The organism is Cellulosimicrobium funkei, from assembly GCF_001019615.1.
Lineage (GTDB): Bacteria > Actinomycetota > Actinomycetes > Actinomycetales > Cellulomonadaceae > Cellulosimicrobium > Cellulosimicrobium cellulans_E.
Genome location: NZ_JNBQ01000030.1, coordinates 32,582 through 49,138 on the forward strand (window position 1 = coordinate 32,582; position 16,557 = coordinate 49,138).

Annotated in this window: 16 protein-coding genes and 1 pseudogene; all 17 read right to left on the reverse strand. The window is 74.5% G+C overall.

The annotated features are described in order from the left end of the window. Positions 1-28: 28 nt before the first annotated feature. Entirely contained in the window at positions 29-550 is a 522-nt protein-coding gene (locus FB00_RS16495; RefSeq protein ID WP_197088838.1) for a GNAT family N-acetyltransferase, read from the reverse strand. Then, positions 547-1,479: an RluA family pseudouridine synthase gene (locus FB00_RS16500; protein WP_047233996.1), complete on the reverse strand. Its 933-nt coding sequence runs from the start codon at positions 1,477-1,479 to the stop codon at positions 547-549. The genes FB00_RS16495 and FB00_RS16500 overlap by 4 nt, the downstream gene beginning before the upstream one ends. After that, a complete protein-coding gene (locus FB00_RS16505) occupies positions 1,476-2,150 on the reverse strand; it encodes a signal peptidase II (protein ID WP_047233997.1) in 675 nt (224 codons plus the stop codon). Before FB00_RS16505 ends, FB00_RS16500 begins: the two co-directional genes overlap by 4 nt. A gap of 69 nt (positions 2,151-2,219) precedes the next feature. Next, the gene (locus tag FB00_RS16510) at positions 2,220-2,681 is read right to left on the reverse strand and encodes a TraR/DksA family transcriptional regulator (RefSeq protein WP_047233998.1); all 462 of its coding nucleotides are present in this window, start codon (positions 2,679-2,681) and stop codon (positions 2,220-2,222) included. A 134-nt stretch (positions 2,682-2,815) separates the two neighbouring features. Further along, positions 2,816-3,484: a DivIVA domain-containing protein gene (locus FB00_RS16515; RefSeq protein ID WP_047233999.1), complete on the reverse strand. Its 669-nt coding sequence runs from the start codon at positions 3,482-3,484 to the stop codon at positions 2,816-2,818. A 226-nt stretch (positions 3,485-3,710) separates the two neighbouring features. After that, a complete protein-coding gene (locus FB00_RS16520; RefSeq protein WP_231581904.1) occupies positions 3,711-4,001 on the reverse strand; it encodes a YggT family protein in 291 nt (96 codons plus the stop codon). A 154-nt stretch (positions 4,002-4,155) separates the two neighbouring features. Beyond that, positions 4,156-4,641 carry a cell division protein SepF gene (locus FB00_RS16525; protein ID WP_047234000.1) on the reverse strand — a complete coding sequence of 162 codons (486 nt, stop codon included), beginning with the start codon at positions 4,639-4,641 and terminating at the stop codon, positions 4,156-4,158. A 140-nt stretch (positions 4,642-4,781) separates the two neighbouring features. Beyond that, the gene (gene pgeF, locus FB00_RS16530; RefSeq protein ID WP_047234001.1) at positions 4,782-5,594 is read right to left on the reverse strand and encodes a peptidoglycan editing factor PgeF; all 813 of its coding nucleotides are present in this window, start codon (positions 5,592-5,594) and stop codon (positions 4,782-4,784) included. A gap of 27 nt (positions 5,595-5,621) precedes the next feature. Beyond that, positions 5,622-6,965, reverse strand: a complete 1,344-nt coding sequence (gene ftsZ, locus FB00_RS16535; RefSeq protein ID WP_047234002.1) for a cell division protein FtsZ — start codon at positions 6,963-6,965, stop codon at positions 5,622-5,624. Between the two features lie 161 nt (positions 6,966-7,126). Then, the gene (locus FB00_RS16540; RefSeq protein ID WP_231581905.1) at positions 7,127-7,852 is read right to left on the reverse strand and encodes a cell division protein FtsQ/DivIB; all 726 of its coding nucleotides are present in this window, start codon (positions 7,850-7,852) and stop codon (positions 7,127-7,129) included. Between the two features lie 329 nt (positions 7,853-8,181). Beyond that, positions 8,182-9,660: a UDP-N-acetylmuramate--L-alanine ligase gene (gene murC / locus FB00_RS16545; protein ID WP_047234004.1), complete on the reverse strand. Its 1,479-nt coding sequence runs from the start codon at positions 9,658-9,660 to the stop codon at positions 8,182-8,184. After that, complete coding sequence (gene murG, locus FB00_RS16550) at positions 9,657-10,808, reverse strand: undecaprenyldiphospho-muramoylpentapeptide beta-N-acetylglucosaminyltransferase (RefSeq protein WP_231581906.1); 1,152 nt, start codon at positions 10,806-10,808, stop codon at positions 9,657-9,659. Before murG ends, murC begins: the two co-directional genes overlap by 4 nt. Positions 10,809-10,912: 104 nt before the next feature. After that, the gene (gene ftsW / locus FB00_RS16555; RefSeq protein WP_082141423.1) at positions 10,913-12,268 is read right to left on the reverse strand and encodes a putative lipid II flippase FtsW; all 1,356 of its coding nucleotides are present in this window, start codon (positions 12,266-12,268) and stop codon (positions 10,913-10,915) included. 12 nt (positions 12,269-12,280) lie between these two features. After that, the gene (gene murD, locus FB00_RS16560; RefSeq protein WP_047234005.1) at positions 12,281-13,729 is read right to left on the reverse strand and encodes a UDP-N-acetylmuramoyl-L-alanine--D-glutamate ligase; all 1,449 of its coding nucleotides are present in this window, start codon (positions 13,727-13,729) and stop codon (positions 12,281-12,283) included. Beyond that, on the reverse strand, positions 13,729-14,811 hold the full coding sequence (gene mraY, locus FB00_RS16565) for a phospho-N-acetylmuramoyl-pentapeptide-transferase (protein WP_047234006.1): 1,083 nt from the start codon (positions 14,809-14,811) through the stop codon (positions 13,729-13,731). The genes murD and mraY overlap by 1 nt, the downstream gene beginning before the upstream one ends. Beyond that, positions 14,808-16,256 (reverse strand): UDP-N-acetylmuramoyl-tripeptide--D-alanyl-D-alanine ligase, encoded by a 1,449-nt coding sequence (locus FB00_RS16570; RefSeq protein ID WP_047234007.1) that lies wholly within the window; start codon positions 16,254-16,256, stop codon positions 14,808-14,810. Before FB00_RS16570 ends, mraY begins: the two co-directional genes overlap by 4 nt. Next, positions 16,253-16,557 (reverse strand): annotated as a pseudogene (locus FB00_RS22425) (hypothetical protein); the annotation flags it as partial. The gene FB00_RS16570 and the pseudogene FB00_RS22425, both read right to left, overlap by 4 nt.

Here is a 16,557-nt window from a genome sequence, read left to right on the forward strand (position 1 = left end):
ACGGCCCGAGGCGCCCCGCCGAGAACGGTCAGACGTCGGTCGTCAGGGTCTTGACGGCGTCGCGGTGGTCGATGCCCGCGTCGAGGTAGACAGGACCGGACACGGCGTAGCCGAGCCGCTCGTAGAAGCCGATCGCCTGGACCTGGGCGGAGAGGAGCACGCGCACGGCGCGGCGTCCGTCCGGTCCCGGGACCGCGTGCTCGGCGAGCGCGATCTCCTCCAGGGCGCGCATCACCGCGGCACCCGCGCCCGTGCCGCGCGCGGACGCGGACACCGCGACCCGTCCGATGTGGACCTCGCCCGGGTGCGCCGGGTCCGTGAGCAAGCGGCCCGTGCCGACGACCGCACCGTCTCGCTCGCGGTCGCGCACGAGGACGTGCGTCGTCGTCGCCGCGGTGTCGAGGTCGTCGATCTCCTCCTCGACCGGCACGCCCTGCTCGTCGACGAACACGGCGAGCCGCAGCGCGTGCGCGGCGGCCAGCCCGCCGTCGTCGACGACGCGCTCGACGACGAGCCGGCCCGTGCCCGCACCGGGGACGTCGTCGCTCACGCGTACGCCCCGCGCAGGACCTCGAGCGCGTGCGCGAGATCCTCCGAGTACTCGCTCGTCAGCTCGAGCCACTGCCCCGTCGTCGGGTGCTCGAACCCGAGGCGCACGGCATGGAGCCACTGGCGGGTCAGCGCGACGCGCGAGGCCAGCACGGGGTCGGCGCCGTAGGTGAGGTCGCCCACGCACGGATGGCGCAGCGCGGAGAAGTGCACGCGGATCTGGTGCGTGCGCCCCGTCTCGAGGTGCACCTCGACGAGCGAGGCCGCGGGCAGCATCTCGAGGACCTCGTAGTGCGTCACCGAGGGCTTGCCCTCCGCGGTCACCGCGAACTTCCAGTCGGCGCTCGGGTGGCGCCCGATGGGCGCGTCGATGGTCCCCGTCGTCGGCTCCGGGTGCCCCTGGACCAGAGCGTGGTAGACCTTCTCGACCGTGCGCTCCTTGAAGGCGCGCTTGAGCGCCGTGTACGCGACCTCGCTCTTCGCGACGACCATGAGGCCCGAGGTCCCGACGTCGAGGCGGTGCACGATGCCCTGGCGCTCGGCCGCGCCCGAGGTGGAGATCCGGTACCCGGCTGCCGCGAGCGCACCGACCACGGTCGGGCCGGTCCAGCCCGGCGAGGGATGCGCCGCGACGCCGACCGGCTTGTCGACGACCACGACGTCGTCGTCGTCGTAGACGATCCCCATGCCCGGCACGGGCTCGGCGACGACCTCGACCGCCGCCGGTGCGGCGTCGGGCAGGTCGACCTCGAGCCACGCCCCCGGGACGAGCCGGTCGGACTTGCCGACCTCCCGACCGTCGAGGCGGACGGCGCCGTCCGCGGCGAGCTCCGCCGCGCGCGTGCGGGAGAGGCCGAGGAGGCGGGACAGGCCGGCGTCGACCCGCTCGCCCGCGAGGCCGTCCGGCACCGGCAGCGAGCGGAGGCTCACCGCTCCTCCTCGCGGTCCGCGCGCACCGTCGTCGGGCCGGGCTCGGTGATCGGCTCGGCCTCGTCGCCCACCTCGTCGCCCGCTTCGTCGTCCCCGTGGCGGCTCCCGTCGAGCCCGATCCCGAGCACCGAGAGCACCGCGATCATCACCGCGGCGGCGACGATCGCGATGTCCGCGACGTTGCCCACGAACCAGTTCGCGTAGGCGATGAAGTCCACGACGTGCCCGCGGGCGAAGCCGGGCTCACGGAAGAACCGGTCGACGAGGTTCCCGAGCGCGCCGCCGAGCAGCAGACCGAGCGCGACCGCCCACGCGCGCGAGCCGATCCGGCTCACCATGCGCACGATGACGACCACCACGGCGACGACGACGATCGTCAGGAGCCAGGTCATCCCCGTCGCGATGGAGAGCGCCGCACCGGGGTTGTAGATGAGCCGGAGTCCCAGGAGAGAGCCCAGGAGGGGGATCGTGTCGTCGCCGAGCGTCAGGCTGGACTCGGCCCACCACTTGGTGAGCTGGTCGAGCACCAGGACGAGGGCGGCGAAGACGACGGTCCAGACCACCAGCACGCGCCGCGGACCGCGGCGTGCTGTGCTGGTGTCGGTACCGGACTCGGTGCCCGCGACGGCGTCAGCGGGTTCGGTGGGCTCGGGGCGCGCGGAGGTGGACATCGGCGGCAAGTCTGCCACGTCGGCCCCCGCCTCGGCGCGCCCCCTGCCCGACCGACGGGAGGACGGACCTCAGCGGCGCTCGGCGCGCTGCTTCGCCTCGACGGAGAGGTTGGCCCGCGGGAACGCCTGGAGGCGCGCCTTGCCGATCGGCAGCCCCGTCTCCTCGCAGGTCGCGTACGTGCCCGCCGCGATGCGGTCCAGGGCGTGCGACGTCTGCGCGAGGAGGTCGCGCACGTTGTTGACCAGGGTCAGCTCCTGCTCCCGCTCCAGGGCGCTCGAGCCGGAGTCGGCCTGGTCGTCGCCCGCCCCGTCGCCGGAGTGCCGCAGGAGGTTCGAGAGCTCCTCGTCCGCGGACGCGAGCTCACCCTCCAGGCGCTCCTTCTCGGAGAGGAGCTCGGCGGCGAGCTCCTCGACCTCCCGCAGGGTCCAGGGCTCCTCCCCGTCGCGCACGGGGAAGGACTTGACGTCCTTCGCGAGGTTCGGGAATCGGTCGCGCACGGCCGTTCGGGCCGCGGTGGTGAGCTTGGTCATGTCGCCCCTCCAAGTTCGAGTCACGCGAGAGTAGACGCAGCGGCCGGTACGCACAACACACCACGCCGGTCCGCCGAGGCGGAAAGACGCAGGTGCGAGGCGTACCGGCCGCTGCCGGACGGTCGACGCAGGTGCTAGATGCCGGGAGCGAGGTCGCTCGTGCGGCTCGCCCCGCCGACGTTGCTGCGCGGCGGGAGGGCGCTGCCCCGGTTGTCCAGGTCGCCCAGCAGGTTCTGGAGGTAGCTCTTGAGGCGCGTGCGGTAGTCGCGCTCGAAGATGCGCAGCTCGTCGATCTTGCGCTCGAGGAGCGAGCGCTCCTGCTCGAGCTGCGACAGCGTGCGGTGGGAGGTCTCCTCGGCCTCGCGCACGATGCGCGTGCCCTCCTCCTTCGCCTCCGCGATGAGCCGGTCGCCCTCCTCCTGGCCCGAGCGCACGTAGTCGTCGTGCAGCTTCTGGGCGAGCTGGAGCATGCCGGTCGCCGACTCGGGCTCGGCGCCGTTCTTCGCGACGACGGCCTGCGAGATCGGTGCGACCGGAGCGGGCTCCGGCTCGGGCGCCTTGGGCGCCTCGACGACGGCGGGCTGCACCGCAGCGCTGGACGCGTCGGCCCGGCTGAGCTCGGCGATACGACGCTCCGCGGCAGCGAGCTTCGACTTGAGGTCCTCGTTCTCCTCCTGCACGGAGTTGAGGGTCCTCACCACCTCGTCCAAGAAGTCGTCGACCTCTTCGACGTCGTAGCCCTCGCGGAACTTCGTCGCCGAGAACTTCTTGTTCAGGATGTCCTCTGCAGTGAGCAGTGCCATCGGTTCACCTCATAGCGTTTGCGTGTCGGTCCGGGCGACCTCGCGATCACCAGAGTCCAAAGTAGCGGAGATTGCCCGTGGGGGCCGGGAGCGGCCGTGCGTTCGCGCGCCGCGCGCCCGTGTGGATGACGTGACGGTCCGGCGTCGGGCCGGTCGCGGTCGGGGCGAACCGGACGTAGCGCACCACGGCCGGCGGGGCACGCGCACGGGGCGCGTGACGTGCGTCTCAGAGCGACGACACGATCTGCGCGGCGATCGTCACCGCGAAGAAGAGGATGATGAACGCCAGGTCGAGGCGCACCTGCCCCAGCGAGAGCGGCGGGATGAGACGGCGCAGCGCACGCAGGGGCGGGTCGGTCGCCGAGTAGATCACCTCGGCGACCACGAGCATGACGCCTCGTGGCCGCCAGTCGCGCGCGAAGAACTGCACCCAGTCGAACACGAGGCGACCGATGAGCAGCAGCAGGTAGAGCCAGAGCAGGAATCCGACGATCCCTGTGATGAGGTCCCAGATCACGGGTCAACTGTGCCAGACGTACGTCCCGCGTCCGGGCGCGGGACACGCACCTCCCGCGCGCGCAGCAGAAAAGGGACGGACGTGTCGCCACGTCCGTCCCTCTCTGCCGTGCGCGGGGCGCGTGCTCGGCGGGCGCGGCGCGCCCCGCACGTCGTCAGCTCTGGTTGTAGAACCCGGCGCGCCCCGGAGCCGGCGCGGCGGCCTGCTCCTCGCCGGTGATCTCCACGTGCTCGGGCGAGAGCAGGAACACCTTGTTGGTGACGCGCTCGATGGCGCCGTGGAGCCCGAAGATCAGGCCCGCGGAGAAGTCGACCAGGCGCTTCGCGTCCGCGTCGTCCATGTCCGACAGGTTCATGATCACGGGCGTGCCACCGCGGAACGCCTCCCCGATCACGCGCGCGTCGTTGTAGGAGCGCGGGTGCACCGTCGTGATCCTGCGCAGCTCGGCGGCCGACATGCTCGTCTGCGGCACCTCGCGCGGTCCGAGCGCGCGGTGCAGCGGCGTCACCTGGGCCTGGTAGTCGTGCGACACGTCCGCCCCCGTCTCGTCGAGCTCGTCGACGTACTCGTCCTGCTCGTCCTCGCCGCGATCATCAGCGAGGCCCAGATACAGCATGGTCTTGCGCAGCGCTCCCGCCATGGGCCTTGCTCCGTCCTCGATCGATCCGTCGGTCCACCGGCCGTCGGACCGGTGCGTTCACGCTAACCGAGGGCGTCGGACGATCCGGGGACGACACGCCCGGGGTCCTCAACCTCACCCGGAGGTCGAGACCGGGGCGGTCACGCGGCGGAGAGCGCCACCAGCCCGGCGAAACGACCGGTCGTCGTCCCTCCGCGCGCGGCGCGTCGGTGCGAGAAGAAGCGGTCGTCCTCGATCGTGCACACGTCGACGTGCACGACGTCCTCGACCCCCGCGGCGACGAGGTCGGCGACCACGCCCGCCGGCAGGTCGAGCGCGGGGGTGCCCCACGAGGTCGTGGACCGCGTGGCCGGCCGCGCGAGCGCGACGTCGTCGCGCATCGTCGCGGGGACCTCGTAGCACCGGCCGCACGCGCTCGGCCCGACGACGGCCCGGACGTTACCGGTCCGGGCGCCTGCCGCGCGCAGCGCCTCGAGGACCGCCGGGACGACGCCGTGCGCGAGCCCGCGCCGTCCGGCGTGCGCGACCCCGACGACACCCGCGTCGGCGTCCGCGAGGAGCACCGGCACGCAGTCGGCCACGAGCACGCCGAGCCCCACGCCCGGTGCGGTCGCGACGATCGCGTCGGCCTCGCCCACCGAGTCGACGGGCGCACCGTCCGCGTCCCGGGGCGGGGAGCCGAGCCGCACGACGTGCGTGCCGTGCACCTGGGAGGAGAAGGCGACCGGAGCCCCGAGCCACGCGGACGCGCGCGCACGGTTGCTCCGGACGCGCGTCGCGTCGTCGGTCACGTTGAGGCCGAGGTTGAGCGAGTCCCACGGTTCCGGTGAGACGCCACCCGTGCGGGTCGTGAAACCGGCGCGCACGCCGGGACCGAGATCCACCTCGAGCACGACGGGAGGGGCGGCGTCGAGGACACCACCCCTCCCGTCGGACGCGGGTCGGGTGCTCATCGGGACCGGTCCTGGGTCAGCACCGGGTCACTTGAGGAAGTCGGGGACGTCGAGCTCCTCGACCTTGCGGCGCGCGGGCTCCTCGTCGAAGATCCGCGGCGGCACCTCGACGCCCGCGTTCTGGCCGCCCGGCACCGCGTCGGCGTTCTGGTTCGCCGCGTCGCCCGAGCCGACCACCGTGAACGTCGGGGCGGGCGTCGGCTGGACCGGCACCGGGCCCGAGCCCCCGTCGAGCGTGACGGGCACGTCGTCGGCCTCCGGCTGGATCGGCACCACCGGGCGGGGCAGCGTGTGCGCGCCCGTCGTCGGCGCCGGTGCCGGCGGCACCGGGCGCGCCGCCGGGACGACCGGGATCGCGCTCGTCGCCGGGCGCTGCGCCCCGGCCACCTGGCCGAGCGCGCGGGCGTCGCCGCGGACCTGCGGCGCCCCGCCGTCGAAGCCCGCGGCGATGACGGTGACGCGCACCTCGTCGCCGAGGGCGTCGTCGATCACGGCGCCGAAGATGATGTTCGCCTCCGTGTGGGCGGCCTCGTGGACCAGGCGCGCCGCCTCGTTGATCTCGAAGAGCCCGAGGTCGGAGCCGCCCTGGATCGACAGGAGCACGCCGTGGGCGCCGTCGATGCTGGCCTCCAGCAGGGGCGACGAGATCGCCATCTCGGCCGCCTGGACGGCGCGGTCGTCACCCCGCGCGTTGCCGATGCCCATGAGGGCGCTGCCGGCACCCTGCATCACCGACTTCACGTCGGCGAAGTCGAGGTTGATGAGGCCCGGCGTCGTGATGAGGTCCGTGATGCCCTGCACACCGGAGAGCAGCACCTGGTCGGCCTGGTGGAACGCCTGGAGCGCGCTGACGTTGCGGTCGGACATCGACAGGAGGCGGTCGTTGGGGATGACGATGAGGGTGTCGACCTCGTTGCGCAGGTTCTCGATGCCCTGGTCCGCCTGGACGGAGCGGCGGCGCCCCTCGAAGGTGAACGGCCGGGTCACGACACCGACGGTGAGCGCGCCGAGCGAGCGCGCGATCCGCGCGACGACGGGCGCGCCGCCCGTGCCGGTGCCACCGCCCTCGCCCGCGGTGACGAAGACCATGTCCGCGCCGCGCAGCACGTCCTCGATCTCCTCGGCGTGGTCCTCCGCGGCCTTCTTCCCGACCTCGGGGTCCGCGCCGGCGCCCAGCCCACGCGTCAGCTCGCGGCCGACGTCGAGCTTGACGTCGGCGTCCGACATGAGGAGCGCCTGCGCGTCCGTGTTGATGGCGATGAACTCGACGCCCTTGAGGCCGACCTCGATCATCCGGTTGACGGCGTTCACGCCCCCACCGCCGATGCCGACCACCTTGATCACTGCTAGGTAGTTCTGCGGAGTTGCCACGTCAATGCCTCTCGATCGGTCAGCCCTGAACCTTCACCCTCAACTAGAGGGTTATAGTTATGTCAGGTCGTTCATGGGTCGACCGTAGGTGTCGACGTGCCCATCATCAACGACCGCCTCGCGCGTGTCGGGTATCGCCGTCCACGGCGCTTCCGTGCTGCTCACCGCGTCACCGGCATCGTCGGCGCCGAGACGTCGTACAGCGTCACGCCCGCGTTCTCCGGGACCGCCCGCAGCGTCTGGAGGACGCGCACCTTGAGCGCCGCCTCCTCCGAGCTCCCCCACTCCACCACGACGCCGTCCCGGAGCGTCATCCGGACCGCGTCGCGCGTCGGGGCCGAGACCTCGGCGACCTGCGCATGGAGATCCGCCGGCAGCGCGTTGAGGAGCACGAGCGCCGCGTCGAGCGCCTTCGCCCCGCGCTCGTCGAGCGGGGCCTCGATCTCGGGCAGGCCCTCGGGGACCGCGGGGTCGGTCCGGACCTGGACGCCGTCGGCGTCGAGGAGCGCGAACCCGCCGTCCACCGGGACGGCGACCACGGGCTCGCGCGACTCGAGCAGGACGCTCAGCCCGGTGGGCCAGGCACGGCGGATCTCGACGTCGCGGACGCCGTTGAGGGCCAGGACCCGCTCGCGCAGCGCGACCGTGTCGAGCCGCGGCAGCGGCACGCCGGCGGACTCCGCGACGACGCTCTCGACCTGCGCCGGGTCGATCACCGTGCCCTCGCCCGAGATCGTCACGTCCTCCGGGTCGAGCCCGAGCACCGAGGAGAAGAACGCGACCCACACGAGCGCGGCCACGACGAGGACGCCCGTCGTCCACCCCAGCACGCGGGTGCGCACCCGGTGCCGACGCATCGCGTCGCGCTCGGCCAGGCGCTCGGTCATCCCGTGCGACACCACGCCGACCGGGGCCGCCGGTGTCCCGCGCGGCGCGGTCGGCGTCCGGGCGCCGCCGCTCCCGCGCCCACCGCCGCTCCGCGGGCCCGTCGTCCGGCTCGCTCCGGGACGCTCGGCGGACGACGGCACGAGCTCGCGCCCGGACGGGGCCACCCGCCGGACCGGTCGCGTGGGCGTCTCCTCGGCCGGGGCCCGGGGAGCCGGCGTCGACGTCCGGGACCGCGACGCGCCCGGGGCCGGCGGCCGCGCGGCGCGCTCCCCCGCGACCGACCGGTCCGGTCGGGGTGCGGCGGGTCGGGGCCGGGGCGGCGGGCGCATCAGGCCTCGCCCCCTCCGGAGGCCCCGCCGCCCACGGGCCGCTCGGCGATCCGCGCGAGGACGACCGTCCCCAGCTCCGTCACGTCGCCGGCGCCGACCGTGAGCACGAGGTCGCCCGGCCGCGCGGCGTCCGCGACGCGGTGCGCGGCCTCGACCCGGTCCTCCACGGCCGCCACCACGACGTCGCGGGCGTCCATCAGGTCGGTGATCGTGTGCGCGCCCACCTCCGGGTCGGGGTCCTCCCGCGCCGCGTAGACACCCGTGACCACGACCTCGTCCGCGGCGCCCAGCGCCTCGGCGAACTCACGCGCGAACGTCGCGGTGCGCGAGTACAGGTGCGGCTGGAAGAGCACGAGCACCCGGCCGCCCGCGGCGACGGGTCGCGCGGCGGCCAGCAGCGCCGCGACCTCCGTCGGGTGGTGCGCGTAGTCGTCGACGACGCGCACCCCGCCGGCCTCCCCGCGCGCCTCGAACCGGCGGCCGGTGCCGAGGAAGCCGTGCGCCGCGGCGACCGCCGCCGACGCGTCCACGCCGAGCACGACCGCCGTCGCGACCGCAGCCGTGGCGTTGAGCACGTTGTGGTGGCCGGGCACGCGCAGCCGGAGCTCCAGCCCGTCGAGCGCCGACGTGCCGACGGCCCCCCTCAGCGACGCCCGCACGCCCGCACGCCCGTCGTCGGTCGTCGGGCGCACGTCCGACACGCGCACGTCCGCGTCGGTGGACGTGCCGTAGGTGACGACCGCGCCCCCGCCCTCGGCGTGGGCGACCGCGAGCTCCCGGGCCCCCCGGTCGTCGGCGCACGCGACGAGCGTCCCGCCCGGGACGATCCGCGCCGCGAAGTCGACGAACGCCTGCTCGAAGGCCGCGCGCGATCCGTAGTGGTCGAGGTGGTCCGGCTCGACGTTCGTCACGACGGCGACGTCGGGCGCGTAGTTGAGGAACGAGCCGTCGGACTCGTCCGCCTCGGCCACGAGGACGTCCGACCCGAGGTGCCCCCCGGCGACGGGACCGTCCGCCGTGAGCACCGTGCCGCCGATCGCGAACGACGGGTCGAGGCCCGCACCGCGCAGGACCGTCGCGATCATCGCGGACGTCGTCGTCTTGCCGTGCGCGCCGGCGACCGCGACCGAGCGGCCGCGCACCATGAGCGACGCGAGCGCCTGCGAGCGGTGCAGCACGCGCAGCCCCGCGGCACGCGCGGCGGAGAGCTCCGGGTTCGACTCGCGGACCGCGCTCGAGACCACCACGGTGTCGGCGCCCGCGACGTGGGCGGCGTCGTGGCCCGCCCAGACCCGCACGCCGTCGGCCCGGAGCGCGGCGAGCGTCTCGCTCTCGCGCGCGTCCGAGCCCTGCACCCGGACGCCGTGCGCGACCAGGAGCCGCGCGACCACGGACATGCCGGCGCCGCCGACCCCGACGAGGTGGACGGTGCCGAGCTCCTCGAGCGGGACCGGGACGGCTGCGCCGTGGTTCGTCACGAGCGTGCCCCGGTCCGGCCGGCGGCGACCGCCTCGGCGACGAGGTCGGCGACGCGCGCCGCGCCGTCGCGCACCCCCGCACCCGCCGCCGCGCGCGCCATCGCGTCGAGGCGCCCCGGGTCGCCGAGCAGCGCCGGGACCTCGCGCGCGACCCAGGCCGCGTCGAGCTGCGCGTCGTCGACGAGCAGGCCGCCGCCCGCGGCGACCACCGGGCCCGCGTTGAGCCGCTGCTCGCCGTTGCCGATCGGCAGCGGGACGTACACGGCGGGGATCCCCAGCGCGGCGAGCTCGCCCACGGTCCCGGCGCCCGCACGGCACACGACCAGGTCCGCGACGGCGAGCGCGAGCTGCATCTCGGCGAGGTACTCGCGCACGTCGTACCGCGCACCGGGTCGGACCGCGACGGCGGCCGCGGCCGCGTCGCGGACGGCGGCGTCCTTCCCCTTGCCCGTCAGGTGGAGCACCTGCGCACCCGTGCCGAGGAGCGCGTCGGCCGCCCCGGAGACCGCCTCGTTGAGGCTCTGCGCACCGAGCGACCCGCCCGTGACGACGAGCGTGCGCCGGCCCGGGTCGAGCCCGAGCCGCGCCGCGGCGTCCGCACGCACGGCCATCACGTCGGCCGCGCGGGCGGCCACGAGGTCCTGGATCTCGCGGCGCAGCGGCAGGCCGGTCACCACGCCGCCCTTGAGCGGCGTGCCCTCGAACGTCACGCCGACGCGCGCGGCCCACCGGGCACCGAGCCGGTTGGCGAGCCCGGGGCGCGCGTTCTGCTCGTGGATCACCACCGGGACGTCACGACGGCGCGCGGCGAGGTAGGCGGGGGTCGAGACGTAGCCGCCGAAGCCCACGACGACGCGTGCGTCCGTCTCGTCGATCACGGCGCCCGCCGCGTCCACCGCCGACTTGAGCCGCCCCGGGAGGTTCACCCACTCGGCGCTCGGACGCCGAGGGAGCGGGACGCGCGGCACGTGCCGCAGCGGGTAGCCGCGCGCGGGCACGAGGTCGTCCTCCAGCCCGCCCGCGACCCCGAGCGCGGTCACCACCACGCCGGGCTCACGCGCCCGCAGCTCGTCCGCCACCGCCAGGAGCGGGTTCACGTGCCCCGCCGTCCCGCCGCCTGCGAGCACCACCGAACCGATCGTCGTCACGTACCTCGTCGTCCTTCCCTGCGGCGGGTGCCGCGTCCTGGCTGTGGTCTGAAGCTGTCGGCCGCGCGTGGCCGGGCGTCGCCCGGTCCCCCCGCAGCCGGGGGTCATCGCGCGCGGCGCCGGGGCCGCGCCGCCCGGCCGACGACCGCGAGCGAGCGCCGCACGACGCTCCCCCGCGCCGCCAGCGCCTCGGCCGCCCCGGGCTCCGTACGAGCGAAGGAGATGAGCACGCCGAGCGCGGCCATGGTCATGATGAGCGCGGAGCCGCCCGCGGAGACGAGCGGTAGCGGGACGCCGATCACGGGGAGCAGACCGATCACGACGCCGATGTTGATGAACGCCTGCCCGACGATCCAGCACGCGATCGCGGCGGTCGTGATCTTCACGAACGGGTCCGGGTGCCGCCGGACGATCCGGCTCGTCGCCACGCCGACGATCACGAACAGGCCGAGGACGAGGAGCGTGCCGAGGAGCCCCAGCTCCTCGCCGATCACGGCGAAGATGAAGTCGTTGTGCGCCTCGGGCAGGTAGCTCCACTTCTCGCGGCTCGCCCCGAGACCGACGCCCGTGAGGCCGCCGGTGCCCAGCGCCCACTGCCCGTGCAGGGACTGGTAGCACTCGCCGAGCGTGTCCGTGCACTCGCGGTAGGTGGCCATGATGCGCCCCAGCCGGTCGCCGCCGGACTGGTTGAGGATGAAGACGTAGCCCACGACGAACGCGGCGATGCCGGCACCGAGCGCGAGCAGTCGGCCGTCGGCGCCCGAGACGAAGAACGCTCCGGCGACGAGCGCCATGAGCACGAGGGCCGTGCCCAGGTCGTGTCCCGCCAGGACGAGCCCGATCACCAGCACGGCGACCGGCACGGCAGGGACGAGCACGTGGCGCCACTGTCCGAGCAGCCGCTGCTTGCGCCCGAGCACCGCGCCGAGCCACAGCGCGAGCGCGAGCTTGGCGACCTCCGACGGCTGCACGTCGAAGGCACCCAGGTCGATCCAGTTCGTGTTGCCGTTCACGTTCTTCGCGAGCGGCGTGAAGATGAGGAGCTGCAGCGCCACGGCGGCGACCAGCGCGGGCCAGGCGAGGCGCCTGTACCACGCGACCGGGATCCGCGTGGCGATCAGGAGTACGGGCAGCCCGATGAGGACGAACTGGGCCTGCTTGGCGAACGCGTTGAACGGGGACTTGCCCGCGGCGATCTCCGTGACGGCGGAGCTGGAGAACACCATGACGAGCCCGATGATCGTCAGCAGCGCGGTCGCCCCGACGAGGAGGTAGTAGCTCGTCACGGTGCTGTTCCACTGTCCGAGCCAGGGCCGCTCGGCGGGGGCGGCGGTCGTGCGCGCGCGCGCCTCGCGGCCCGTCGCCGCCGTCGTCCGGCCTCGCGTCGTGCTGCGGCCCGCGCCCGTGCGAGGGGTCGTGCGCGCCGACGGTGCCCCTCGTCCGTTCGCGGTCTGTGTCATGGCCGGACCGGCCTACCCGTGGTCGGGGCGCAGCGCGCGCGCCGCGTCGGCGAACGCGTCGCCGCGCGCGGCGTACGAGCGGAACTGGTCCATCGACGCACCGGCCGGGGCGAGCAGCACCGTGTCGCCGGCCTGCGCGAGGCGGCGGGCGGAGTCGACGGCGCGGGGCATCACGGTCCCAGTGTCGCCAGGATCGACCCGGACCACCGGGATATCGGGCGCGTGTCGGGCGAGCGCGCCCGCGAACGGCTCCGCGTCGACCCCGATGAGCACCACGGCACGCAGCCGGTCGGCGCGCGCGGCGACGAGCTCGTCGAACGACGCGCCCTTGGCGAGACCGCCCGCGACCCACACGACCGTGCCCGGCGCGAACGACGCGAGCGACGCGGACGCGGCATGCGCGTTCGTCGCCTTGGAGTCGTCGACGTAGGCGACGCCGTCGACCGACGCGACCTGCTCGATGCGGTGCGAGCCCGTCCGGAAGGCGCGCAGCCCGTCGCGCACGGCCATGGCGGGCACGCCGTGCGCACGCGCCAGGGCGGCCGCGGCGAGGGCGTTGGCCACCACGTGCGCGGGCACGACGCCGTCGGCACCGGCCAGGTGGGCGAGGTCGCCCAGCGTCGCGAGCTCGGCGGCGTGCGTGTGCCGGTCGGGCGCGTCCGCGGGCGCGTGGAACGCGCGGTCCACGAGCACGTCCTCGATGACGCCGAGCTGGCCACGGGCGGGGGCGCCGAGCGTGAAGCCGACGGCGCGCGCGCCCTCCACCACGTCGGCCTCGCGCACGAGAGCCTCCGTGCGCGGGTCCGCGGCGTTGTAGACGCACGCGACCTGCGCGTCCTCGAAGACCCGGCCCTTGTCCGCCGCGTACGCGTCGAGGCCGCCGTGCCAGTCGAGGTGGTCCGGCGCGACGTTGAGCACCGCACCCGCCTCGGGCGACGCCGTGTGCGTGAAGTGGAGCTGGAAGCTCGAGAGCTCGACGGCGAGCACGTCGAGCGTCGGGTCGAGCGCCGCCTCCACGACCGGCGTCCCGACGTTCCCGACCGCCGCGGCGCGCAGGCCCGCGGTCCGCAGGATCGTCTCGAGCATCTCGACGGTCGTGGTCTTGCCGTTCGTCCCGGTCACGGCGAGCCAGGGCGCCGGACGCCCGGACGGGCCGTCGACGCGCAGCCGCCACGCGAGCTCGACCTCGCTCCACACCGGCACGCCCCGCTCCCCCGCCGCGACGAGCAGCGGGTGGGACGGCGGCCAGCCGGGCGAGACGACGACGAGGTCGGTCGCCGCGAGGTCGACGTCGTCCGCGTGGCGCAGGTCCGCGTCCTCGGCGCGGTCGTCGAGCGTGACGACGGCGGCGGCCCGGGGCGCGAGGGCGGCCGCGGCCGCCCGGCCCGAGACACCGAGTCCGGCGACGACCACGCGCGCCGCGTCGAGCGGGACCGCGAGGTCGTGACGGTCGCGTGCCACTAGCCGACCACCCACTCGGCGTAGAAGATGCCGATGCCGAGCGCGGCGAACAGCCCGGCGATGAGCCAGAAGCGGATGACGATCGTGACCTCGCCCCAGCCCGACAGCTCGAAGTGGTGGTGCAGCGGGGCCATCTTGAACACGCGCCGCCCGGTCATCTTGAAGAAGCCGATCTGGATGACGTCGGAGAGCACGATGATGACGAACAGGCCGCCGATGATGAGCGCGAGGAACTCGGTGCGCGTGAGGATCGACAGGCCGGCGAGAGCGCCGCCGAGGGCGAGCGAGCCGGTGTCGCCCATGAAGATCTTCGCCGGGCTCGCGTTCCACCACAGGAAGCCGAAGCACGCGCCGACGATCGCCGCGGCCACGATCGCGAGGTCCTGCGGGTCTCGCGTCTCGTAACAGCTCGGGCCTGCCGAGGCGAGCCGCTGGCACGTCTGGTTGAGCTGCCAGATCCCCACGAGGACGTACGAGCCGAACACGATGAGCGAGACGCCCGTCGCGAGCCCGTCGAGGCCGTCGGTGAGGTTCACCGCGTTCGACCACGCCGTGATGAGGAAGTTCGCCCAGATCACGAACAGGATCAGACCGACCGTCGCACCCGCGAACGCGAGGTCGAGGTTCGTGTCGCGCAGGAACGAGATGCGCGTGGACGCGGGCGTCCGACCGTGCTCGTTGGGGAACTGGAGCGCGAGCACCGCGAACGCGATGCCGACGGCTCCCTGGCCGATGATCTTGGCGCGCGCCGTGAGCCCGAGGCTGCGTTGCTTGCGGATCTTCGTGAAGTCGTCGAGGAACCCGACGATCCCGAGCCCGGTCATGAGGAACAGCACGAGCAGGGAGGACACGCTCGGGAACCGCCCCGAGACGACGTACGACATCGCCCAGCCGAGCAGCGTCGCCCCGATGATCACGACCCCGCCCATGGTGGGCGTCCCGCGCTTGGTGAAGTGCGCCGTCGGGCCGTCCTGGCGGACGAACTGCCCGTAGTTGCGGTGGACGAGGAACCGGATGAACAGCGGCGTCCCGAAGAGGGCGACGAGCAGGGAGACGCCCGCCGCGACGATGATCGCGATCATGCGCGGTCACCTCCGGACGATTCGCCACCGGCCGCGGCCAGCTCGTCGCCGAGCCGCCACAGCCCGGACCCGTTCGAGGCCTTCACGAGCACGACGTCCCCTTCCCGCAGCTCGTCGCGCAGCAGCGCGGACGCCGCCTCCACGTCGGGGACGAACCGGGTCTCGTCGCCCCACGACCCCTCCTGGGTCGCGCCGTCGTGGATCCCGCCGGCACCCTCGCCGACCACGACGAGCAGCTTGACGTTCAATCGGACCACGAGCCGACCGAGGTCGTCGTGAGCGACGCGCGAGTCCTCGCCGAGCTCGAGCATCTCGCCGAGCACGGCGACCGAGCGCCGGTCGCGCCCCGCCATCACGGCGAGCGCCTTGAGCGCCGCCCGCATGGAGTCGGGGTTGGCGTTGTACGAGTCGTCGATCACCGTGATGCCGTCCGGCCGCTCGGTGACCTGCATCCGGTGCGGGCTCAGCGCGCGGGCGTCGGAGAGCCGCGCGGCGACGTCGGGCAGCGCGACGCCGAGGCGCAGCGCCGCCGTCGCGGCCGCGAGGGCGTTCGTCACGTGGTGCTCGCCCACGAGGCCGAGGGTCGCGCGCGCGTGCGTCTCCTCGGCCGGCTGCGCGTCCCCGGCAGCTCCCGGACGCACGCGCAGCGTGAAGGACGCCCGGCCGGTGCGGTCGATCCCGAGGTCCTCGGCGCGCACGTCGGCGGCGGGGATGGTGCCGAACGTGACGACCTCGCCCGGTGCGAGCTCGGCCATCGCGGCGACCCGGAGGTCGTCGGCGTTGAGCACCGCGACCCCGCCCGGCGCGAGCCCCGTGACGAGCTCGGACTTGGCGCGCGCCACGGCCTCGATCCCGCCGAACTCCCCGAGGTGGGCGCTGCCCACGACGAGCACGACCGAGACGTCGGGGGGCGCGATGCGCGTCAGGTAGGTGAGATGACCGACGCCGCTCGCGCCCATCTCGAGCACCAGGAACCGCGTGGACTCGTCCGCCTCGAGCACGGTGAGCGGGAGCCCGATCTCGTTGTTGAACGAACCGCGCGGCACGACCGTCTCGCCCTCGGGCCGCAGCAGCTGACCCAGCAGGTCCTTGGTCGTCGTCTTGCCCACGGAGCCGGTCACGGCGACCACGCGCACGTCGCCGCGCTCGCGCAGCGTCGCGAGCACGTGCCGGGCGAGCTCGCCGAGCGCGGTCTGCACGTCGTCGACGACGACGCACGGCACGTCGAGCTCGCGCGCGGCGAGGACCAGGGTCGCACCGGCGGCGACGGCCCCGGCGGCGAAGTCGTGCCCGTCGACGTGCTCGCCGGGCAGCGCGACGAAGAGCGATCCCGGCGCGACCCGGCGCGAGTCGACGACGACGGGCCCCCCGACCCGCACCTCCGGGTCGGCGGACAACCGTCCGCCGGTCGCTGCGGCCACCTGCGCCGCAGTGAGCTCGATCATGCGTGGTGCTCCTTCAGGTCGGGGGTGTCGTCAGGCGGCGTGGTCGCGGGGCGCTCCTCGAGCGCGGCCCGTGCCTCGACGCGGTCGTCCAGGGGGTGGTCGACGCCGGCGATCTCCTGCCACACCTCGTGGCCACGGCCTGCGACGAGCACCGTGTCGTCGGGGCCGGCGGCGGCGATCGCCTCACGGATCGCCCGGGCGCGCGGCGCCACCTCGAGCACGACGACGTCGCGCGGCTCGGGCGCGGCCGCCGCCGCCTCGCGCGCGGCGTGCGCGCCCGGCAGCACCTCGGCGCGGATCG